Here is a 21,740-nt window from a genome sequence, read left to right as displayed (position 1 = left end):
GACGCTCAGGAGGCGGCTCTCGGCTCGGCGGGATGAGTCCGTCAGATGAGCCCGTGCTCCTCCAGATAGTCCAGCTGCGCCCGTACCGACAACTCGGCCGCGGGCCACAGGGACCGGTCCACGTCCGCGTACACGTGGGCGACGACCTCGGCCGGGGTGCCGTAGCCGTCCTCGACCGCCGTCTCGACCTGGGCGAGGCGGTGCGCGCGGTGGGCGAGATAGAACTCGACGGCGCCCTGGGCGTCGTCGAGCACGGGGCCGTGACCCGGGAGGACGGTGTGCACGCCGTCGTCGACCGTGAGGGACCGGAGCCGCCGCAGGGTGTCCAGGTAGTCGCCCAGACGGCCGTCGGGGTGCGCCACGACCGTGGTGCCGCGCCCCAGGATCGTGTCGCCGGTCAGGACGGCCCGGTCGGCCGGGAGGTGGAAGGAGAGCGAGTCGGCTGTGTGGCCGGGCGTCGGGACGACCCGCAACTCCAGGCCGCCGATGTCGACCACGTCCCCGGCGCCGAGCCCCTCGTCACCGAGCCGCAGCGCCGGGTCGAGGGCACGCACGTGTGTGCCGGTCAGTTCGGCGAAGCGTACGGCGCCCTCGGCGTGGTCCGGGTGGCCGTGGGTGAGCAGCGTCAGGGCGATGCGCTTGCCGGCCTTCTCGGCCGTGTCGACGACGTTGCGCAGGTGTCCCTCGTCCAGCGGGCCCGGGTCGACCACGACGGCCAGGTCCGAGTCGGGCTCGGACAGCAGCCAGGTGTTGGTGCCGTCCAGGGTCATCGCGGAGGGGTTGGGCGCGAGGACGTTGACGGCGCGGGCGGTGGCGGGCCCGGAGAGGACCCCGCCTCGCGGCTGGCCGGGGAGGGCTGCTGCGTCCGTCATACGAGGGGGCCTTCCAGGGCTGTCGGCACGGCGGGAACGTCGGGAACCGCGGGCGCTGCGGACACTTCGGGCAAGGTCATGCGGGGGCTCCGCCGGTCGGGATGTGTTTGGTGAACTCGTCGTGGCCTGGCCAGGACAGCACGATCTCGCCGTCTTCGAGGCGGGCCTGAGCCAGGACGGGCGTGAGGTCGCAGCCGGGAGCGGCGGCGAGAGCCTCAGCGGCGCTGTCGTACGGGGTCAGCCGGCGCAGCGTGGCGATGGTGGGCGGCATCATCAGCAGCTCGCCCTTGTCGTACGAGGCGGCGGCCTCCGCAGGACGGATCCACACCGTGCGGTCGGCCTCCGTGGAGGCGTTGCGGGTGCGCTGGCCCTCAGGGAGGGCGGCGACGAAGAACCACGTGTCGTAGCGGCGGGGTTCGAACTCCGGGGTGATCCAGCGGGTCCAGGCGCCCAGCAGATCCGAACGCAGCACCAGTCCCCGGCGGTCCAGGAACTCGGCGAACGACACGTCACGGGCCACCAGGGCGGCACGGTCCGCCTCCCAGGCCTCGCCGGTGGTGTCACCGACCACGGAATCGTGGGTGGGGCCGGCGAGCAGGACCCCCGCCTCCTCGTACGTCTCCCGCACGGCCGCGCAGACGATCGCCTGGGCCGCCGCCTCGTCGACACCGAGGCGCTGCGCCCACCACGCGCGCGTGGGGCCCGCCCAGCGGATCTGCTGCTCGTCGCGCGGATCGACGCCGCCGCCCGGGTAGGCGTACGCCCCGCCCGCGAAGGCCATGGACGCTCGGCGGCGCAGCATGTGCACGGCCGGGCCGGTGTCGGCGTCCCTGAGCAGCATGACGGTGGCCGCGCGTTTCGGGGCGGCGGGGGTGAGGCGTCCTTCCGCAAGAGCGCGGATTCGGTCCGGCCACTCCGGTGGGTACCACTGCCCGTTTGCCATGGGCGGAGGCTATCTCCTGGTGCGCAGATGTTCGAGGGGTGGCCGGTCAGGGGGCAGTCGAACGCGCCGGGGCCCCGCCTCACGGAGAGACGGGGCCCCGGCGTCGTACGGCTCGGTGCACCTGGCGGTGACTCGGTGTGCCTAGCGCGAGCGCTTGGCCAGTCGTTCCACGTCCAGCAGGATCACCGCGCGGGCCTCCAGCCGGAGCCAGCCGCGCTGTGCGAAGTCGGCCAGCGCCTTGTTCACCGTCTCGCGGGAGGCGCCGACCAGCTGGGCCAGCTCCTCCTGCGTCAGGTCGTGCACGACGTGGATGCCCTCCTCGGACTGCACGCCGAAGCGGCGCGAGAGGTCCAGGAGCGCGCGGGCCACGCGGCCGGGGACGTCCGAGAAGACGAGGTCCGACATCGCGTCGTTGGTGCGGCGCAGCCGGCGCGCGACGGCGCGCAGCAGCGCGGTGGCCACCTCGGGGCGGGCGTTCAGCCAGGGCTGGAGGTCGCCGTGGCCCAGGCCCAGCAGCTTGACCTCGGTCAGCGCGGTGGCGGTCGCCGTGCGCGGGCCCGGGTCGAAGAGGGACAGCTCGCCGATGAGCTCTCCGGGGCCGACGACGGCGAGCATGTTCTCGCGGCCGTCGGGGGACGTCCGGTGAAGCTTGACCTTGCCCTCGGTGACGACGTAGAGCCGATCGCCCGGGTCGCCCTCGTGGAACAGTGAGTCGCCACGCGCGAGGGTCACCTCACTCATGGAGGCGCGCAGTTCCGCGGACTGCTCGTCGTCGAGAGCCGCGAAGAGCGGATTGCGCCGCAGAGGGTCGTCCACGAGTTCTCTCCTTGTCGACCTGCTCAGGGGATCGCTCCCCCGCGTACCAGGGGACCGTGCTCCCCATTTTGCCGGACGGTCCAAACAGTGTGATCTGTCACAAGGATGCCGCACAGGTGTCCCGAGGTAAGCGGCAGGGGTCCAATTGGGGGCCGATCTTCAGGGTCCGGGGCGGATGTCAGTGTCGGGCTTTAGGCTGGCCGGGTGTCCAAATCGCCGGTGAGAGCACAGGCCAAGGGGGCTGGGCGGGTGGTTGTACGTCGGGATTCCGCTGTGGGCGAACAGGACCCTGGTGGCGGACGGAAAACGGCAAAAGCGGCGAAAAAGGCGCCGGGTGAGACGGTGCCGCGTGGCGAGAAAGCGGCGGTGAAATCGAACGCTGCTGAGAAGGGTGCGAGCGGGAAGCAGTCGGGCGGCGCCAAGGCGCCGACGGGTGCGAAGAAGGCCGCGCCTGGCAAGAAGGCCGCGCCTGCCAAGAAAGCTGCAGTCACGAAGAAGTCGACCGCGACCAAGAAAGCCACGCCGGCCAAGAAAGCCGCTCCCGCGAAGAAGACGGCTCCTGCGAAGAAGGCGGCCGGCGCGAAGAAATCGACCGCGGCGAGGGCGAGCACGAAGAGGGCGATCAGTAAGAAACCGGCCATCGTCCCCGAGAAGGCCACCGCCTCGGTGAAGGGCGCGTCTGCCGTAAGGACCGTCACCCCGAAGCCCCCCACGGCCGAGTCCCGCACCGCCCTCGTCCGTCGCGCCCGCCGTATCAACCGCGAGCTCGCCGACGTCTACCCGTACGCCCACCCCGAACTGGACTTCGACAACTCGTTCCAGCTCCTGGTCGCCACGGTCCTGTCCGCCCAGACCACTGACCTGCGCGTCAACCAGACGACGCCCGCGCTCTTCGGCAAGTACCCGACCCCGGAGGATCTGTCGGCCGCCAACCCGGAGGAGGTCGAGGAGATCCTCCGTCCGTGCGGTTTCTTCCGGGCGAAGACCAAGTCGGTCATGGGCCTGTCGAAGGCGCTGGTGGAGAACCACGGCGGCGAGGTCCCGGGCCGGCTCGAGGACCTGGTCAAGCTGCCCGGCGTCGGCCGCAAGACGGCCTTCGTCGTCCTCGGCAACGCCTTCGGCCGCCCCGGCATCACCGTGGACACGCACTTCCAGCGGCTGGTGCGGCGCTGGCAGTGGACCGAACAGACGGACCCCGACAAGATCGAGGCCGAGATCGCCGCGCTGTTCCCCAAGAGCGACTGGACGGACCTCTCGCACCACGTGATCTGGCACGGCCGCCGCATCTGCCACGCCCGCAAGCCCGCGTGCGGCGCCTGCCCCATCGCGCCGCTCTGCCCGGCCTACGGCGAGGGCGAGACCGACCCGGAGAAGGCGAAGAAGCTCCTCAAGTACGAGAAGGGCGGCTTCCCCGGCCAGCGCCTCAAGCCCCCGCAGTCCTACCTCGACGCGGGCGGCAAGCCGGCCCCGCCGCTGGGGGCCGGATGACGCGGCCGGGCAGACGGGCTGCCGGGGCACCGGTGCACGGTCGCGCGGCGGGGGCGGGACGGTCCGGCCGGTGGCCGGCGGGTGGTCGTACCGCAGGCTCGGAACGGACCGGCCGACGCTCGGCATGCATGCGTACGGCCCGCCCGGAACCGTTCGAGCGCCGGCGGGCGTGTGGTCGTACGGCCACCTCCGGGCGGACGGGATGCCGTTCGGCGGGCGGGCGTGTGGGCCGGACGGAACGATCTAGGCGCGGTCGGGCGTTGGACTGGGCAGGACGAGGGGGGTGGCGATGACGCGGGCGAGCGATACACAGGGCGGTCCGGTGGTGCTCAGCAACGAAGGGCTGCCGGCCTGGCTGGCCCCGGTGGTGCGGGTGGTGGAGACGGTCGAGCCGGTGCAGCTGAGCCGCTTCCTGCCGCCGGAGGACGGCGCGGGGCGCCAGTCGGCCGTACTGATCCTCTTCGGCGAGGGCGAGCGCGGGCCCGAGCTGCTGCTGATGGAGCGCGCCAGCTCACTGCGCTCCCACGCCGGACAGCCCTCCTTCCCGGGCGGCGCCCTCGATCCCGAGGACGGCGACCCGCAGGCCGACGGGCCGCTGCGAGCCGCTCTGCGCGAGGCCGAGGAGGAGACCGGTCTCGATCCCGGCGGCGTCCAGCTCTTCGGTGCGCTGCCCAAGCTGTACATCCCGGTGAGCGGCTTCGTCGTGACGCCCGTGCTGGGCTGGTGGCGCGAGCCGAGCCCGGTCGATGTCGTCGATCCGAACGAGACGGCCCGCGTCTTCACCGTCCCCGTGGCGGATCTCACGGACCCGGACAACCGCGCCACGACCGTCCACCCCAGCGGGCACCGAGGTCCGGCATTTCTGGTCGAATCGGCCCTGGTCTGGGGCTTCACGGCCGGCATCATCGACCGTCTGCTGCACTACTCGGGCTGGGAGCAGCCCTGGGACAGAAGCAAGCAGGTCCCGCTCGACTGGCGGTCATGACAGGGTGGCCTCCGTGAATGTGCTGGACATCCTGTTGCTGGTCGCCGCCGTGTGGTTCGCGATCGTGGGCTACCGCCAGGGCTTCGTCGTCGGCATCCTGTCGGTGATCGGCTTCCTCGGCGGCGGTCTCGTGGCCGTGTACCTCCTCCCGGTCATCTGGGACGCGTTGACCGACAACGCCGAGGTGAGCACGACCGCCGCCGTCGTCGCGGTTGTTGTGGTCATCGTCTGCGCCTCCGTCGGCCAGGCCCTGACCACCCACCTCGGCAACAAGCTGCGCCGGTACATCACCTGGTCCCCGGCCCGCGCCCTGGACGCGACGGGCGGCGCCCTCGTCAACGTCGTCGCGATGCTGCTGGTGGCCTGGCTCATCGGCTCCGCCCTCGCCGGGACCACCCTGCCGACGCTCGGCAAGGAGGTCCGCAGCTCCAAGGTGCTGCTCGGCGTCTCACAGGCCCTGCCCGACCAGGCGGACACCTGGTTCGCGGACTTCTCCACGGTCCTCGCGCAGAACGGCTTCCCACAGGTCTTCAGCCCGTTCTCGAACGAGCCGATCAACGAGGTCAAGCCGCCCGACCCGGCCCTTGCGGGCAGCCCGGTGGCCGCCCGCGCCCAGCGCTCCATCGTCAAGGTCATGGGCACGGCGACGAGTTGCGGCAAGGTGCTGGAGGGCACCGGCTTCGTCTTCGCCGACCGCCGCGTCATGACCAACGCGCACGTCGTCGGCGGCGTCGACGAACCCACCGTCCAGATAGGCGGCGAGGGCAGGAAGTACGACGCCACCGTCGTCCTCTATGACTGGGAGCGCGACATCGCCGTACTCGACGTGCCCGACATGGCCGCGCCCGCGCTGCAGTTCACGGCCACCGACGCCGAGAGCGGCGACAGCGCGATCATCGCGGGCTTCCCGGAGAACGGGGCGTACGACGTGCGTGCCGCGCGGGTGCGCGGACGCCTGCCGGCCAACGGCCCGGACATCTACCACCGCGGCACCGTGCGCCGTGACGTCTACTCGCTGTACGCGACGGTGCGTCAGGGCAACTCGGGCGGCCCGCTGCTCACGCCCGAGGGCAAGGTGTACGGCGTGGTCTTCGCCAAGTCCCTCGACGACGCCGAGACCGGTTACGCGCTCACCGCGGACGAGATCCAGGAGGACATCGTCAAGGGGCGTACCGCCAACCAGCAGGTGGACAGCGACAGCTGCGCGCTGTAGGCCCGGGTGCCGAAGGGCTGCTGGGCGCCGCCGGTGTCAGGTGCGCGGGTGGCGCAGCCGCACCGAGACCCAGCGGGCCCGGCGGCGCAGAATGCGCGGAATGCCCACCCGGAGGTCCGAGCCCGGCATCTGCGGGGCGGTGCCTCGTTGGTGGGAGCTCAGCCCACTGGCCGAGCGGCGATTGCGTGCTGCGTCACTGTAGTCGTGCGTCCAGCCCATACCCCGACGTCTGCCCCTGCCCGATGGTCGATAACCGCCCCCAGGGCCCCCAATTGGCCTATGCGCCAGGCAATTGGCTGTTCGTAGTACACCTGTTCAGATCCGGATACCGGGCGCATCGGAGCGGTCACCGATCGGGTTCGGGATCTTTCAGCCAGTTGATCAGTTCGGTGGAGAAAGCGACCGGGTCTTCCTCGTGCGGGAAGTGCCCGAGCCCGTCGAACAGCCGCCACCGGTACGGCGCTTCGACGTACTCGCCGGAGCCGGCCGCGCTGCGCGTGCGCATCACGGGGTCGAGCGAGCCGTGCAGATGCAGCGTCGGGACGCGCACCGGCCGCTTCATGCGCCGGTTGAACTGGATGCCGTCGGGGCGGGCCAGCGAGCGCACCATCCAGCGGTACGGCTCGATGGAGCAGTGCGCGGTCGACGGGATGCACATCGCGCGGCGGTACGTCTCCACCGCCTCGTCGTCCGGCAGACGCGGGCCCGACCAGTCCCGGACCAGCCGCGCGACCAGCGCCCCGTCGTCGGCGGTCAGCTGCCGCTCGGGAACCCAGGGCCGCTGGAACCCCCAGATGTAGGAACTCGCACTCGTCTGCTTGACGTCCGAGAGCATCGCCGAACGCCAGCGCCGCGGGTGCGGCATGGACGCGACCGCGAGCCTCCGTACGAGCTTGGGGCGCATCACGGCCGCCGTCCACGCCAGGTATCCGCCGAGGTCGTGTCCGACCAGCGCGGCGTCGGGCTCACCGAGCGAGCGGACGACGCCGGTGATGTCGAGGGCGAGGTTGGCCGGGTCGTAACCGCGCGGGGTGCGGTCGCTGCCGCCGACGCCCCTGAGGTCCATCGCCACCGCCCGGAAGCCTGCATCGGCGAGGGCGACGAGTTGGTGCCGCCAGGTCCACCAGAACTGCGGGAAGCCGTGCAGGAGCAGCACCAGCGGGCCGTCGCCCATCTCGGCGATGTGGAAGCGCGCACCATTGGCGGCCACGTCCCTGTGTGTCCAGGGACCATCGGGTCGTACGACCGAGGCAGGTTGCGCCGAGGGGGTGGCGGGATCCGTCATGACGACGAGCGTGCCACAGCCTCGATGGCGGCGGGCGCCCGGTCCTCCAGCTCCGGTGTCGTCGCCGGGGCCGGACGCGGATGCGGCTTGGCCTTCTGCAGGACGCCCGCCGTCTCCTTCACCGAGGCGGCGACCTTCTGCGGACCCTGGCTCTTCTTGGCCTTCTTCGCGAACACGACCCCGATCAGTGCGAGGACGAGGGCGATGAGGACGTTCGCCGCGAAGGACAGCAGGAAGCAGATCGCGAGGTTCCAGTCGCTCCAGGTCCGAATGCCGTACGCGAGGGCGAAGTTCAGCATCGGCAGCGAGAACACCAGCACCGCGGCGGCCACCGTGAACGCGCCGCCGCTCGTCGCGCCGCGCTTGACGTCCTGCTTGAGCTGCGCTTTCGCCAGTGCGATCTCGTCGTGCACCAGCGCCGACATCTCGGTCGTCGCCGAGGCGAACAGCTGGCCGATGCTGCGTTCGGTGCCGACCGGGCTGCCGTCGGGTGCGCTCATCGCGGGGTCTCCCTCGTAGTCACGGTTCCGTCTTCTGCCTGACTGGGTGCGGTTCCGTCTTTTGTGCCGTCCCGTCAGATCATGCCCGACGCTGCTCCTCCTCGCCTGCCCCGCCCGCCACTTCGGCAAGCGCGTGGCGTGCGGCGACCTGCTCCTCGGCGATACGACGGTGCTCGGCGGCCTTGCGATCGTGGATGGCGGCCATCCGCAGGTGGTACTCCGGAGTGTCCTCTTCATAGATGTCCGGAATGCCGCTCTCGTCCTCGTCGCGCTCCTCGGCTTCGACCATCGCGCGGTACTTGGCGTTCCGGATCTTCAGCAGCACCGTCGCCAGAACCGCCGCGATGAGGGAGCCCATCAGCACGGCGGCCTTGACCTCGTCGGTCAGCGTGGCGTCGCCCCCGAAGGCGAGCTCCCCGATGAGCAGCGAGACGGTGAAGCCGATGCCGGCGAGGGTCGCCACGGCGAACACGTCCGCCCACTCCAGGTCGTCGCTGAGCGAAGCCTTGGTGAAACGTGCCGTCAGCCAGGTGCCGCCGAAGATCCCGATCATCTTGCCGACGACGAGCCCGAGGACCACGCCCAGTGTCTCCGGCCGGACGAACACATCGCCGAGCGCACCGCCGGAGACGGCCACGCCGGCGCTGAACAGCGCGAACAGCGGCACGGCCAGGCCCGCCGACAGGGGGCGTACCAGGTGCTCGATGTGCTCGCCGGGGGAGTGCTCCTCGCCCTCGCGCCGGGTGCAGCGCAGCATCAGGCCCATCGCCACGCCCGCGATGGTGGCGTGGACGCCGCTGTTGTACATCAGCGCCCAGATGACGAGGGCGAGCGGAACGTACACGTACCACCCGCGTACGCCCTTCCTCAGCAGCAGCCAGAACACGCCCAGCCCGACGGCGGCGCCGCCGAGCGCGGCGAAGTCGATCTGGTCTGTGAAGAAGATCGCGATGATCAGGATCGCGAAGAGGTCGTCGACGACCGCGAGGGTGAGCAGGAAGGCGCGCAGGGCGCTCGGCAGGGAGGTGCCGATGACGGCGAGCACGGCCAGCGCGAAGGCGATGTCCGTGGCGGTCGGGACGGCCCAGCCCGCCGGCGAGCCGCCCCCGCTGACATTGGTCAGCGTGTAGACCAGCGCGGGCACCGCCATCCCGCACAGCGCGGCGACGACCGGCAGTACGGCCGCCTTGGGGTCTCGGAGATCACCGGCGACCAGCTCACGCTTGAGCTCGATACCGGCGACGAAGAAGAAGATCGCCAGGAGTCCGTCGGCGGCCCAGTGCTCGATGGACAGGTTCAGCCCGAGGGCCTCGGGACCGATGTGGAAGTGGCCGACCGTCTCGTAGCTGTCGTGCAGTGCGGGAACGTTTGCCCAGACCAGCGCGGCGATCGCGGCGACGAGCAGGAGCACACCGCCGACGGTCTCCGTGCGCAGCGCGTCGGCGACGAAATTCCGCTCGGGCAGGGACAGCCGCGCGAAGACCTTGCGGGCGGGAGCGGTGGTGCGGGACGCGGCCACGAGGAAGACCTCCGGTCGGTGGGCAGGACAGAACACATGCCGACCAGACTTCCCGGCGCACCTGAGGGTGAGGCTCTTTTTGGTTAGTTTACCTAAGGGTGCGCCGGGGTGCATCCGTCGAGTTCCACCGTACGTACACGAAGGGCACCCGGCGCGCTTGACGCCGGGTGCCCTTCGCGGTCGTGCTCAGTCCTCGCTCGGCGCCGCCGGGAGCTTCGCCTGGATGAGGTCCATGACGGTCGAGTCGGTCAGCGTGGTGACATCACCGAGCTGGCGGTTCTCGGCGACGTCCCGCAGCAGCCGGCGCATGATCTTGCCGGAGCGGGTCTTCGGCAGCTCGGCCACCGGCAGGATCCGCTTCGGCTTGGCGATCGGTCCGAGGGTGGTACCGACGTGGTTGCGCAACTCGTTGACCAGGCCCTCGTCCTCGGCGTTCGCCGACCCGCGCAGGATCACGAAGGCGACGATGGCCTGTCCGGTGGTCTCGTCGGCCGCGCCGACGACGGCCGCCTCGGCGACGGAGGGGTGGGAGACCAGCGCGGACTCGACCTCCGTGGTGGAGATGTTGTGGCCCGACACGAGCATGACGTCGTCGACGCGCCCGAGGAGCCAGATGTCCCCGTCGTCGTCCTTCTTCGCCCCGTCACCGGCGAAGTACTTGCCCTCGAAGCGCGACCAGTACGTGTCGAGGAACCGCTGGTCGTCGCCCCAGATGGTGCGCAGCATCGACGGCCACGGCTCGGTCAGGACCAGATAGCCGCCACCGCCGTTGGGCACCTCGTTCGCCTCGTCGTCGACGACGGTCGCGGCGATGCCGGGCAGCGGCGTCTGCGCGGAACCGGGCTTGGTCTCCGTGACACCCGGCAGCGGCGAGATCATCATCGCGCCGGTCTCGGTCTGCCACCACGTGTCCACGATCGGGGTGAGGTCGCCGCCGATGTTCTTGCGGTACCAGATCCACGCCTCGGGGTTGATCGGCTCACCGACGGACCCGAGCACCCGGAGGCTGCCGAGGTCGAACTTCGCGGGGATGTCGTCGCCCCACTTCATGAACGTACGGATCGCGGTCGGCGCCGTGTACAGGATCGTCACCCCGTACTTCTGCACGATCTCCCAGAACCGGCCCTGGTGCGGCGTGTCCGGCGTGCCCTCGTACATGACCTGCGTCGCGCCGTTCGCCAGCGGCCCGTACACGATGTACGAGTGCCCGGTCACCCAGCCGACGTCGGCGGTGCACCAGTAGACATCCGTCTCCGGCTTGAGGTCGAAGACGGCGTGGTGGGTGTACGCGGTCTGGGTGAGGTAGCCGCCGGAGGTGTGCAGGATGCCCTTCGGCTTACCCGTCGTCCCGGACGTGTACAGGATGAACAGCGGGTGCTCCGCCTCGAACGCCTCAGGCGTGTGCTCGGCGCTCTGCCGCTCGACGATCTCGTGCCACCACACGTCGCGACTGTCGTCCCAGGCGACCTCCTGGCCGGTGCGCCGGACGACGAGCACATGCTCGACGTTCTCCACGCGCGCGACCGCGTCGTCCACGGCCGGCTTGAGCGCGGACGGCTTGCCGCGCCGGTAACCGCCGTCGGAGGTGATGACGACCTTGGCGTCCGCGTCCTGGATACGGGTGGCGAGCGCGTCCGCCGAGAAGCCGCCGAAGACGACGGAGTGCGCGGCGCCGATACGCGCGCAGGCCAGCATCGCGACCGCCGTCTCGGGGATCATCGGCATATAGACCGCGACCCGGTCGCCCTTCTGAACGCCCAGCTCCAGCAGGGCGTTGGCGGCCTTGGAGACCTCGTCCTTGAGCTCGGCGTAGGTGATCGCGCGGCTGTCGCCGGGCTCGCCCTCGAAGTGGATGGCGACCCGGTCGCCGTGTCCGGCCTCGACATGCCGGTCCACGCAGTTGTACGCGACGTTCAGCTCGCCGTCCTTGAACCACTTCGCGAACGGCGGGTTCGACCAGTCCAGCGTCTCGGTAGGCTCCTTGGCCCAGGTCAGCCGACGGGCCTGCTCGGCCCAGAAGCCGAGCCTGTCAGCCTTGGCCTGTTCATACGCCTCCGCTGTGACGTTGGCACCTGCGGCCAGGTCGGCGGGGGGTGCGAACCTGCGTTCTTCCTTGAGCAGGTTGGCCAGGCTTTCGTTGCTCACGACATCTCCCTTTCCCAGGGTGTCCGTTGTGTCCCAGGCCACAGCTCATCAGACCCGGGGGCCCGATGACAAGGGTCGACGGAAAATTGGTTTAGACCTGTCGGCGGGCGGGGTCCGAGGACGGCCGGAGGGCTTTCGGGCGCCAGGGTGAACGCGCCGGGGTCATCCGTTCCCACGGACGCCGGACGGACGCGGTTCAGCTCTGTAATCCCTTTCACATTCCAGCCTGGTCCAGGCGAAACGCCGGCCCGGCGGGAAAGGGGGTTCGGGGCCCCGCCCGGCTCGGAAATGGATCCCCCCAGGTGAAGTGCGGCTCACTTGAAGCGCGGGCCCACGCACGACCCATGTGAAGCGCGGCCCCGCGCCGAGCGAGGCCGCGCACACCTCCCCGCATCACGCCGACAGATCCGCCACTCCCACATGGTCGAACACGTCGTCCGTACTCTCCTCACCCTCCTCGGCGAGCAGATACGCCTGCGCCTCGCCCACGTGGAAGTACATCCCGTGCAGCTCCAGCGCCCCCTCCCGCAGAGCCCGGGCCACCGACTCGTGCGCTCGCAGATGCTCCAGCTGTTGGACCACGTTGGTCAGGCACAGCTGCTCAACCGCATCAGCCGGGGCTCGCCCGGCGAGTCTGGCCCACGGTCGGTCCTCGTCGGACATCCGCACCAGGCTCGGCAGCCCATGCCGCAGCCATCTCCTGAGCGGGGTCTGCGGGCCGTCCGGCTCGGAGTTGAGCAGCGTCTGCATCGCCCCGCACCCGGAGTGCCCGCACACCGTGACGGACCGCACCTCCAGCACGTCCACCGCGTACTCGATCGCGGCCGCCACCGAGTCGTCGCCGCTCTCCTGGCCGGGCAGCGGAACGAGGTTGCCGACGTTGCGCACCACGAACAGGTCGCCGGGACCACTGGAGGTGATCATCGACGTGACCAGCCGTGAGTCCGCGCAGGTGAGGAACAGCTGGGATGGCTGCTGCCCCTCCCGCGCCAGCCGCGCCAGCTCGCCCCGCACCAGGGGCGCGGTGTTGCGCTGGAACGCGCTGATGCCACGGGCCAGTTGTCGGCCACTCGGCCGGCTCCCGTCGGTGCCGCCGGTCACCCCGCGGGTCTCGCTACCCGCGCCGACCCTGTCGGCCCCGTCGACCCCGCTCTCGTCGGGTCGGCCGGATCCGGTGGGGCTTTCGGTTCCGTCGGACGTGCCGGCACCGCCGACCGTGTCGAGTTCGCGGCTGTCGTCCGAGGCGCCGGTGTTGCCGGCGGCTCCTGTGGTGCCAGAGGCTCCGGTCTTGCCGGGCGCGCCTGCCTCGTCGCTGTCGTTGGCCCCGGCCGCCTGCGCTTCCCCGGCCTGTCCGACGCGGGATGTGACGGAATCCGGGATCTCGCACTGGTGGTTGCGCCAGGCTGTCCAGGGGTGGCACCGGCAGTCGGCCGACTCGGCCGTGCCCGTCCCGTCGAGATGGAGACCGACCGGTCCTGTCGGCTCACCGATCCGGACCCCGGATCTGCGGCCGATCAGCTCGACGGAGCCGCCGTGGGCGGTGTGCGTGTTCTGCCAGTCCTGCAATGACTCGTACGCCGCGTGGTCCATGAACGAACCGTCCAACTCCACTACGGCTCGGGCGCCTTGGGGTACGAGATGCAGGGCCCGGCTGAGCCGTGGCACTGCGAGGAACGTCAACTGGCCTCTTACGTGTACGTGATGGACTCCTTCCTTCTCGTCGTGCGTGATGCGGGTGCGGGTGAGGCGGTGCATGGCGACGGCGACGGCCATGGCGATCCCCAGCGTGACGCCCTCCAGGACGCCGAAGAACACCACGCCGAGTGTGGTGGTGGCGTACACCAGCACCTCTCGGTGGCGGGTCACCGTGCGGATGTGGTGCAGGGACACCATCTGGATGCCGACGGCCATCACCAGGGCGGCGAGCGAGGCGAGCGGGATGAGCTCCAGGATCGGGACCATCAGCAGCGCGGCGACTACTACGAGAACGCCATGCAGCATCGTGGAGTTCCGGCTGACGGCACCGGCTTGCACATTCGCGGAACTGCGCACGGCCACTCCGGCTACGGGCAGCCCGCCGAGCACGCCGGAGACGACATTCGCGGCGCCCTGACCGAGCAGCTCACGGTCCAGGTCGGAGCGCCCGACGCGGGCGGACAGCTCCGGCCGCGTGGCGACCAGCTTGTCCACGGCGACCGCACCGAGGAGTGACTGCACGCTGCACACCAGCGTGATGGTCAGCACGGCGGCGACCAGGCCGAGGACCGGGCCCTCGGGAAGCCCGGCCAGGGCATGGCTGCTCCAGGACGGCAGGTCGACCTTGGGCAGGCTGAGCCCTGCGAACGACGCGGCTGTGCTGGCTCCGGCGACGGCGACGAGCGGGGCCGGCACCTTGCGCAGCAGCCCGCCAACGCGGCCGGGAATCCGGGGCCAGGCCAACAGCAGGGCGAGGGTCAGCGCGCTCACCGACAGGGCGGCGGCATGCACACCGGCCAACTGGGCCGGCAGCTCCCGCATGTTGTCGAGGACCGAGCTGTGCGGGATGCCGCCGAGGACGATGTGCAGCTGGGCCACGGCGATGGTGACGCCGATGCCGGCGAGCATGCCGTGCACGATGGCGGGGCTCACGGCGAGTGCGGAGCGTGCCACCCGCACGAAGCCGAGGCCGAGTTGGGCGAGTCCGGCGAGGACGGTGATGGCGCAGGTCGTACGCCATCCGTATCTCTGGATGAGCTCGGCGGTGACCACCGTGAGACCGGCCGCGGGGCCGCTGACCTGGAGCGGAGTGCCCCCGAGATAGCCGACGACGATCCCGCCGACGGCGGCGGCGACGAGGCCGGCCTGCAGGGGCGCGCCCGTGGCGAGGGCGATGCCCAGGGACAGGGGGAGGGCGATCAGGAAGACCGCGATCGAGGCCGACACGTCGGCGCCCGCGATGCGGTGGCGGGGCCGGGTCGGGGGCGGGCTGTGGGGTTCGTGGAGGTGCTTCTCTCGGCTGGGTTCGTCGGTGCGGGTGGGGACGAAGGCTGACATGTTTTCCCGTCTCCTCCGGGGCAGCGCGGTCGCGGATCTGGTGGTCCCCCGCTTTCGGGCGAGGGGTCGGGTCGCGGCCGTGTGGTCACGGCATGCAGCGGCGGGATGCATTAACAGTCGGTAAACGGATCGTAATGCAGAGTAAAGTACCGGAATAGTTTTTCCGAGCAAATGGACTAATAAATCCCCCTGAAGGGTGAAGTGGCCGATTAGTCGGCTTGTCGTACTAATTCCTTCTCGGCCCCATGCGATCTTGACGGCGCTGTCGGCACCCGAGAGAAGGAAGAAGGTGGACGGAGCATGGCCGCCACCCGCCACAACGCCGCCCCCCGCGGAATTGCCGCGTCACACAGGGCCTCCGCGGCGCACAGGATCGTTGCGACGCACAGGATCACCGCGGGCACCGCGATCGCGGCCGTCTGTGCTGCTTCGCTCGCCGGTTGCTCGACCGGCACCGATGCCGGGCAGGGCGTGCCCGGACCGCCCAAGGTCAAGCCGGCGGCACCCGCGCCGCAGAACGTCGTCCGCCTGATCGGCGACGGGTCCACCGCGTACACCGGAGCGCAGCCGCATCTGCCCAGACCGGAGCGGCTGAAGCCCGGTCAGAAGCCGCCGCAGTTCGTGGTGTTCTCCTGGGACGGCGCCGGCGAGGACAGCCAGAAGCTGTTCTCCCACTTCCGTGCGGTCTCCAAGGCGAACAACGCGACGATGACGTACTTCCTCAGCGGCGTGTACATGCTGCCGAACCACAAACGCGACCTGTACCGGCCGCCCCAGCACTCCCCGGGCCGCTCCGACATCGGCTTCAACGACGAGGAGGGCATCGCCGACACCGTGAAGCAACTGCGCCTCGCGTGGCTCGAAGGCAACGAGATCGGCACTCACTTCAACGGCCATTTCTGCGGCAGCGACGGTGGGGTCGGCGAATGGTCGGTGGAGGAATGGAAGGACGAGATCACCCAGGCGAAGAAGTTCGTGAAGTCCTGGAAGACCAACGCCGGAATGGCGAAGACGACCCCGCTGCCCTTCGACTACGACAAGGAGCTCATCGGCGCCCGCACGCCCTGTCTGGAAGGTCAGAAGAACTTCGTGAAGGCCGCGCGGGATCTCGGCTTCCGCTATGACTCCAGCGGCGTCAACACCCAGCTCTGGCCCACGAAGAAGGAGGGCCTGTGGGACCTGTCGCTGCAGCTCGTGCCCTTCCCCGGGCACTCCTACGAGCAGCTCACCATGGACTACAACTTCATGGTCAACCAGTCGGGCACCGACACCCAGGGCGACCCCGCCAAGCACGACTTCTGGGGCGATCAGATGCGGGACGGCCTGCTCAAGGGCTTCCACCGGGCGTACGACGGCAACCGCGCGCCCCTGATCATCGGCAACCACTTCGAATCCTGGAACGGCGGCACCTACATGCGCGCCGTCGAGGACGTCGTCGAGGCCGTGTGCAACAAACCCGACGTGCGCTGTGTGTCCTTCCGCCAGCTCGCCGACTGGCTGGACGCCCAGGACCCGGCGACGTTGAAGAAGCTGCGCACCCTTGGGGTCGGTGAGGCCCCGAAGGAGGGCTGGGCGTCCTTCCTGTCGGGGCGCCCGGCCCCGGCCCCGAAGGGGGTGCCCGGGGCGCCGGCGGTGAGGGAACGGGCCAAGGAATAGATCAGGGCGGTACGTCAGGCGGTCGGTCAGGCGGTAGGGGTCAGGCGGTAGGGGTCAGGCGGGAGTTGTTGCCCCTGACAAGGCCGCGACATTCTCGCCGAGGACGTGCTCGCCGAGTACGAATCCGGGGTCGATCTGCGCCGCCAGGTCGGCCCCGGTGCGCTCGTTTCCCCAGGACTGGGCGTTCTTCAGGTGGAAATGCACCATCTGGCGGGTGTAACTCTCCCAGTCCCGCAGCTCGTACGTGGCGTCCACGGCCGTGTGCAGGCGGCGCAGGGCGAGCTGATTGACGTCCTCCAGGAGCTCGAACCGGGGCGGGCGGCCCTTCTCCATGGCGCGCACCCAGTCCGAGTGCCCGACGGTCACCAGCAGGTCGTCGCCGACCTCGGCGCGGAGGAAGTCGAGGTCGTCCTGACCCTGCACCTTGTTGCCGATGACCTTCAGGACGACGCCGAAGTCGCGGGCGTACTCCTTGTACTGGCGATAGACGGAGACCCCCTTCCGGGTCGGCTCGGCGACGAGGAACGTGATGTCGAAGCGGGTGAACATGCCGGAGGCGAAGGAGTCCGATCCCGCAGTCATGTCGACCACGACGTACTCGTCGGGACCGTCCACCAGGTGGTTCAGGAACAGCTCCACCGCCCCCGTCTTGGAGTGGTAGCAGGCGACTCCGAGGTCGGAGTCCGTGAAGGGGCCGGTGACCATCAAACGGACGGCGCCGCCGTCGAGTTCCACCGGCCGGGCGCAGGCGTCGTACACCGCATTGCTCTCGCAGACCCGCAGCAGTCGCGACCCCTCGCCCGGCGGCGTCGTCTTGATCATCGTCTGCGCGGAGGCGATCCGCGGGTTGGAACCGCGCAGGTAGTCCTTGATCAGCGACAGCCGCTCGCCCATCGCGGGCAGTGCCGCGGCCTCCGTGTCGTCGAGGCCGAGCGCGGCTCCCAAGTGCTGATTGATGTCGGCGTCGACGGCGACGACCGGCGCGCCGACGGCGGCGAGGTGGCGGATGAACAGGGAGGACAGGGTCGTCTTGCCGCTGCCGCCCTTCCCGACGAAACCAATTTTCATGTTCACAAAGGGTAGTGGAGTGATAGCTGTACGTGGCACACGTGCGTGAAGAAGGCCACTCGATCGTGGGGTGCGCGCCCGGGTTGCGTAGTGTCGTACTCATGAGTACGACAGGCGCGTCCGCCGATCCGCTCGCGACTCTCGGTTCCCTGCCCGGTGTGCCCGAGTCCGTGGAGTCCGTGCGTAAATCCGTGGACCGGGTGTACGGGCACCGGATCATGCGGCGCCGCAGTAACGAGATCACCGGCGAGGCGGCGCTGCGCGGCGCCCGTGGGTCGGCGTCGCTGTCCGGGGCGGACTGGGCGCTGGAAGAGGTGCGTCGGCGTACCGACTTCAGCGGGGACGACGAGGCGCGTGTTGTTGGCGCCTCCCTGCGGCTGACGGCCGAGGCAGGCCAACTGCTGTCCATCTGGCGGCAGTCGCCGCTGCGGGTGCTGGCCCGGCTGCACCTCGTGGCGGCGGCGAGCAAGGACGACCGGGTCGGACGGCCGCGGCAGGAGGGCGAGCCGGTCGACGAGCCGCTTGTCGAGCTGCCGCTGCCGAGCGCGGCGGAGGTGCATGGCCGGCTGGAGGGGCTGTCCGAGCTGATCATCGCCGGCGGGTCCGCGCCCGCGCTGGTGACGGCCGCCATCGTGCACGGCGAACTTCTCGCACTGCGCCCCTTCACCTCCCACAACGGCCTGGTCGCGCGCACGGCCGAGCGCATCGTCCTGGTCGGCAGCGGCCTCGACCCGAAGTCCGTCTGTCCGGCCGAGGTCGGCCACGGCGAACTGGGTCGCGCGGCCTACCTGGCAGCGCTCGACGGTTACGTCTCGGGCACCCCCGAGGGCATGGCCGCCTGGATCGCCCACTGCGGCAAGGCGATCGAGCTCGGCGCGCGCGAGTCGACGGCTGTCTGCGAGGCGCTTCAGCGCGGCGCGGCGTGACGCACGCGCGCGAGAGGCATTGCGAGCCGTGAGGCATTGCCATCAGTGAGCAGTGGCGAGCCCTTGGGCGCGGTGATCTGCAAGGCATGAAAAAGCCCCCGGGCGGGGGCTCACATAAGTTGCGGCGGTACGAGAATTCGTACCGCCGCTGGCATGTCCACCGGGTTACCAGGCGTCCTCGATATGTTGCCCATCAGGTCGGGAACTTTGCCCGTCACCTGGTGCGGCTGGCCCGTAATCGACGGGTCGACGTCGCGTGGGTGCCCGGTGTCCATGCTCGGTCCGTGGGGCCAAATGCGTGTTTAAGGTGATCCTCTCGGATGTCCTTGGTCTCGCGGGCCGTTGAGTCCTTTGTACTCCTGGACCCAACCGAGCGGAAGGCCTGGCTGCAGTTCTTTACTTTTGCTCGCAAAACGGAGACAAACGGTCATCGGTATAGCGAACCTGGTGCGCCCAGTCCTGGGAGCGCAGTTCAGGCGAGTGCGGAGCGGCGTCGACTCGCGTACCAGACGAGGCCCGCGGTGGCCGCCGCGGCTCCTATGGCCGCAGCCGCGACAAGGGCGGGACGCGGGGGTACGGAGAACGAGGGAATGCGCTGCTTGAGCCGGACCGGGCGATGGAAGTCGAGAATCGGCCACCCGCGCGCGACTGCTTCACGGCGCAGTGTGCGGTCGGGATTCACCGCATGGGGATGGCCGACGGCCTGAAGCATCGGCAGATCGGTGGCCGAGTCGCTGTAGGCGTAGCAGCGGGAGAGGTCGTAGCCCTCGGACCCGGCAAGCTCCTTGATTGCCTCGGCCTTCGTCGGGCCGTACGCGTAGTACTCCACCTCTCCGGTGAAGCAGCCGTCGTCACCCACGACCATGCGCGTGGCCACCACGCGGTCGGCACCGAGCAGCTCGCCGATCGGCTCGACCACCTCCGCGCCCGACGTGGACACGATCACGACGTCGCGGCCGGCGGTGTGGTGCTCCTCGATGAGGGAGGCGGCCTCGTCGTAGATGATCGGGTCGATCAGGTCGTGCAGCGTCTCGGCGACGATCTCCTTGACCTGCTGGACGTTCCAGCCGCGGACGAGCGCGGAGAGGTACTCGCGTGTGCGCTCCATCTGGTCATGGTCCATACCGCCCAGGCGGAAGACGAACTGGGCATATGCGGTCCGCAGGGCGGCCCGGCGGTTGATCAGACCGCCTTGGTAGAAGGACTTGCTGAACGTGAGCGTGCTCGACTTCGCAATGACCGTCTTGTCCAGGTCAAAGAAGGCGGCTGTGCGGGGCAAGGAGTGGTTTTCCACGACCCCGAGCATAGGCGCAGCCCATTCGGCGTAAGGTGGGCGCGTGGGTTTGCCTGAGAGGGCTCTCGGGTACACCATGGAAGTCACGGATCGTTCGCGACCGTGCTAACACGGTCCGGCTCCTCCCCCCCCGAGTCGGCCGTGGAGACGACCCCCGCTCTCCCCCCCGGCGGGGGTCGTCGCATGTCCGGGTGCATTTTCCCCTTCTGAGAGCGGCCGCAGGGCCGAGTTGAGGCGGCTGCGGCCGCCTCTTTTGCATGCCCATGATTCATCACTGTGCGTAGCGATCGGGCTGCTCTGCGGAAGTCGCACAGGGGTCGGTGCGGGGTCACCGGTATGGGTGACGGCGATATTCACAACCGCCGAGTTGTCCACAGTTATCGACCAAGATCCACACGATTTCCGGGTTCGCTGCACCGTGTTTCCAACGCGTCCCGCTCAGGCCGACTTCATGGCCGGTTCTGGTTAGTCGGTTAGTCGGGCGTGTTTGGCCGGTTCGTATCGGCCGTTCATATGGAGGCCGCTCGCCGGTTCTTCACACGTTTGGGAATCGCGGGGCCGCAGGGCTGCGCGAGTGATGCAGCGAAGGGGGACGGAAACCGTGACCGCAACCGTCACACACGATCCGCCACCCGCCGCCTCAGGGCGGCCGGGCCGGCCGTTGATCGTCACGGAGGACGCCGATCTGCTCGACGACCTGCTGCGCCTGTGCGCCGCGGCAGGCGCCACACCGGAGGTCCACCACGGAGTGCCCGAGCCCAGAGGCAACTGGGAGGCCGCGCCACTCGTCCTGGTCGGCGACGACGCAGCACGCCGCGTGCGCGGTGCCGGACGCCGACGCGGAGTGGTACTCGTCGGCCGCGACCAGGACGATTCCGGGGTCTGGCGCCGGGCCGTCGAGATCGGCGCCGATCACGTCCTGATGCTGCCGGACGGCGAGCAGTGGCTGGTCGACCGCATCGCCGACGTCACCGAGGGCGTCGGGCGCCCCGCCCTCACCGTCGGCGTCATCGGTGGACGCGGCGGGGCCGGCGCCTCCACGCTCGCGTGCGCCCTCGCCGTCACCGCCGCAAGTGAGGGGCTGCGCACGCTGCTCGTGGACGCCGATCCGCTGGGCGGCGGACTCGACGTACTCCTCGGCGGCGAATCGGCCGACGGCCTGCGCTGGCCGGCATTCGCCGGCTCACGCGGACGGCTCGGCAGCGGGGCCCTGGAGGAGTCGCTGCCGAAACTGCACTCCCTGCGGGTCCTGAGCTGGGACCGCGGCGACTGCGTCGCCGTCCCGCCACAGGCGATGCGAGCGGTCCTCGCAGCGGCCCGGCGCCGGGGCGGCGCGGTCGTAGTCGACCTGCCCCGCCGTATCGACGACGGGGTCGCGGAAGCCCTCGCACAACTCGATGTCGGGATCCTCGTGGCCCCCGCCGAACTGCGCGCGGTGGCGGCCGCTCGGCAGGTGGCCTCCGCGGTCCAACTGGTCCTGCGCGACCTGCGGGTTGCGGTACGCGGACCGTACGCGGCCGGGCTCGACGACCGCGAGGTCGCCCGCCTGCTGGATCTGCCGCTCGTGGGCGAGGTGCCGGTCGAGTCGGGACTGCTGCGGCCGCACGAGAGCAAGGATCCGCCGGGGGTGGCGGGGCGGGGGCCGTTGGCCCGGTTCTGCCGGGAGTTCTGGGAGCGGGCGTTGCTTGAGGCGAGGGTGGCATGAGTAAGGCTTCGGGGTTTGGGCGGGTCGGCGGTCGCGAGACTCGGTCGGTGCGGGGGCCGTCCGCGGGGGCGCGAGCGGGCGGCGGGGCGTCAGGTGGCTGGGCGTCGGGCGGTGGGGCTCGCAGGGGTACGCCGCGGTGGGCGTCGGATGGGTCTGCGAGCGACGCGGCCGAGCGGCGGCTGGCGAGTCGTGCGGTGAGTGGAGCTGTGGCCGGGCCGTTGCCGGGCCACACGGCGAACGGGGCTGTCGTGGGGCGGCTGTTGGACCCGACGGCGATTTCGGGCGCCGGGCG

The 21,740-nt window shown here is 70.2% G+C and carries 17 protein-coding genes; 6 read left to right on the top strand and 11 right to left on the bottom strand.

All coding sequences use genetic code 11. The annotated features are described in order from the left end of the window. Positions 1-41 precede the first annotated feature (41 nt). From OG331_RS23445 to OG331_RS23435, 3 genes are all read right to left on the bottom strand, one after another. The gene (locus OG331_RS23445; RefSeq protein WP_406199345.1) at positions 42-872 is read right to left on the bottom strand and encodes an MBL fold metallo-hydrolase; all 831 of its coding nucleotides are present in this window, start codon (positions 870-872) and stop codon (positions 42-44) included. Positions 873-948: 76 nt separating this feature from the next. Next, positions 949-1,815, bottom strand: a complete 867-nt coding sequence (locus OG331_RS23440) for an NUDIX hydrolase (RefSeq protein ID WP_406199342.1) — start codon at positions 1,813-1,815, stop codon at positions 949-951. Between the two features lie 141 nt (positions 1,816-1,956). Continuing rightward, positions 1,957-2,631 (bottom strand): Crp/Fnr family transcriptional regulator, encoded by a 675-nt coding sequence (locus OG331_RS23435; protein WP_030046018.1) that lies wholly within the window; start codon positions 2,629-2,631, stop codon positions 1,957-1,959. A 366-nt stretch (positions 2,632-2,997) separates the two neighbouring features. On the opposite strand from OG331_RS23435, the gene nth reads away from it, so the two are divergent. The 3 genes from nth to OG331_RS23420 all read left to right on the top strand — a co-directional run bounded on the left by nth (position 2,998) and on the right by OG331_RS23420 (position 6,317). Next, positions 2,998-4,119 carry an endonuclease III gene (gene nth / locus OG331_RS23430; protein ID WP_406199340.1) on the top strand — a complete coding sequence of 374 codons (1,122 nt, stop codon included), beginning with the start codon at positions 2,998-3,000 and terminating at the stop codon, positions 4,117-4,119. Positions 4,120-4,408: 289 nt separating this feature from the next. Then, a complete protein-coding gene (locus OG331_RS23425; protein WP_406199338.1) occupies positions 4,409-5,104 on the top strand; it encodes an NUDIX hydrolase in 696 nt (231 codons plus the stop codon). Between the two features lie 13 nt (positions 5,105-5,117). Next, positions 5,118-6,317 carry a MarP family serine protease gene (locus OG331_RS23420; RefSeq protein ID WP_328880229.1) on the top strand — a complete coding sequence of 400 codons (1,200 nt, stop codon included), beginning with the start codon at positions 5,118-5,120 and terminating at the stop codon, positions 6,315-6,317. Between the two features lie 36 nt (positions 6,318-6,353). On the opposite strand, the gene OG331_RS23415 is transcribed toward OG331_RS23420, so the two are convergent. The 6 genes from OG331_RS23415 to OG331_RS23390 all read right to left on the bottom strand — a co-directional run bounded on the left by OG331_RS23415 (position 6,354) and on the right by OG331_RS23390 (position 14,799). Next, positions 6,354-6,536 carry a hypothetical protein gene (locus tag OG331_RS23415; RefSeq protein ID WP_369272531.1) on the bottom strand — a complete coding sequence of 61 codons (183 nt, stop codon included), beginning with the start codon at positions 6,534-6,536 and terminating at the stop codon, positions 6,354-6,356. 127 nt (positions 6,537-6,663) lie between these two features. Then, positions 6,664-7,602, bottom strand: a complete 939-nt coding sequence (locus OG331_RS23410; protein WP_365062969.1) for an alpha/beta hydrolase — start codon at positions 7,600-7,602, stop codon at positions 6,664-6,666. Continuing rightward, positions 7,599-8,102 (bottom strand): phage holin family protein, encoded by a 504-nt coding sequence (locus OG331_RS23405; protein ID WP_406199334.1) that lies wholly within the window; start codon positions 8,100-8,102, stop codon positions 7,599-7,601. The genes OG331_RS23410 and OG331_RS23405 overlap by 4 nt, the downstream gene beginning before the upstream one ends. 79 nt (positions 8,103-8,181) lie before the next feature. Then, entirely contained in the window at positions 8,182-9,621 is a 1,440-nt protein-coding gene (gene nhaA, locus OG331_RS23400) for a Na+/H+ antiporter NhaA (RefSeq protein WP_406199332.1), read from the bottom strand. A gap of 186 nt (positions 9,622-9,807) precedes the next feature. Beyond that, complete coding sequence (gene acs / locus OG331_RS23395; protein ID WP_406199330.1) at positions 9,808-11,766, bottom strand: acetate--CoA ligase; 1,959 nt, start codon at positions 11,764-11,766, stop codon at positions 9,808-9,810. Positions 11,767-12,159: 393 nt separating this feature from the next. Next, on the bottom strand, positions 12,160-14,799 hold the full coding sequence (locus OG331_RS23390) for a bifunctional SulP family inorganic anion transporter/carbonic anhydrase (RefSeq protein WP_406199327.1): 2,640 nt from the start codon (positions 14,797-14,799) through the stop codon (positions 12,160-12,162). 372 nt (positions 14,800-15,171) lie between these two features. Between OG331_RS23390 and OG331_RS23385 the strand changes: the two genes are divergently transcribed. Next, a complete protein-coding gene (locus OG331_RS23385) occupies positions 15,172-16,455 on the top strand; it encodes a hypothetical protein (protein ID WP_406210228.1) in 1,284 nt (427 codons plus the stop codon). Positions 16,456-16,509: 54 nt separating this feature from the next. Here the strand turns inward: OG331_RS23385 and OG331_RS23380 are convergent, their stop codons facing one another. Further along, on the bottom strand, positions 16,510-17,523 hold the full coding sequence (locus OG331_RS23380) for an ATP-binding protein (RefSeq protein WP_406199325.1): 1,014 nt from the start codon (positions 17,521-17,523) through the stop codon (positions 16,510-16,512). Positions 17,524-17,624: 101 nt separating this feature from the next. On the opposite strand from OG331_RS23380, the gene OG331_RS23375 reads away from it, so the two are divergent. Further along, a complete protein-coding gene (locus tag OG331_RS23375; protein WP_406199322.1) occupies positions 17,625-18,449 on the top strand; it encodes an oxidoreductase in 825 nt (274 codons plus the stop codon). Positions 18,450-18,921: 472 nt separating this feature from the next. Here OG331_RS23375 and OG331_RS23370 read toward each other — a convergent pair whose 3' ends face one another. After that, a complete protein-coding gene (locus OG331_RS23370) occupies positions 18,922-19,755 on the bottom strand; it encodes an HAD family hydrolase (protein ID WP_406199320.1) in 834 nt (277 codons plus the stop codon). A 565-nt stretch (positions 19,756-20,320) separates the two neighbouring features. Between OG331_RS23370 and ssd the strand changes: the two genes are divergently transcribed. Continuing rightward, entirely contained in the window at positions 20,321-21,448 is a 1,128-nt protein-coding gene (gene ssd, locus OG331_RS23365) for a septum site-determining protein Ssd (protein WP_406199318.1), read from the top strand. Positions 21,449-21,740: the final 292 nt, after the last annotated feature.

Origin of the sequence: Streptomyces sp. NBC_01017 (assembly GCF_045162795.1) — a bacterium.
GTDB classification, from domain to species: Bacteria; Actinomycetota; Actinomycetes; order Streptomycetales; family Streptomycetaceae; genus Streptomyces; species Streptomyces machairae.
The sequence above is the reverse complement of the archived record's forward strand: the minus strand, read 5'-3'. Positions and strand labels throughout refer to the sequence as shown.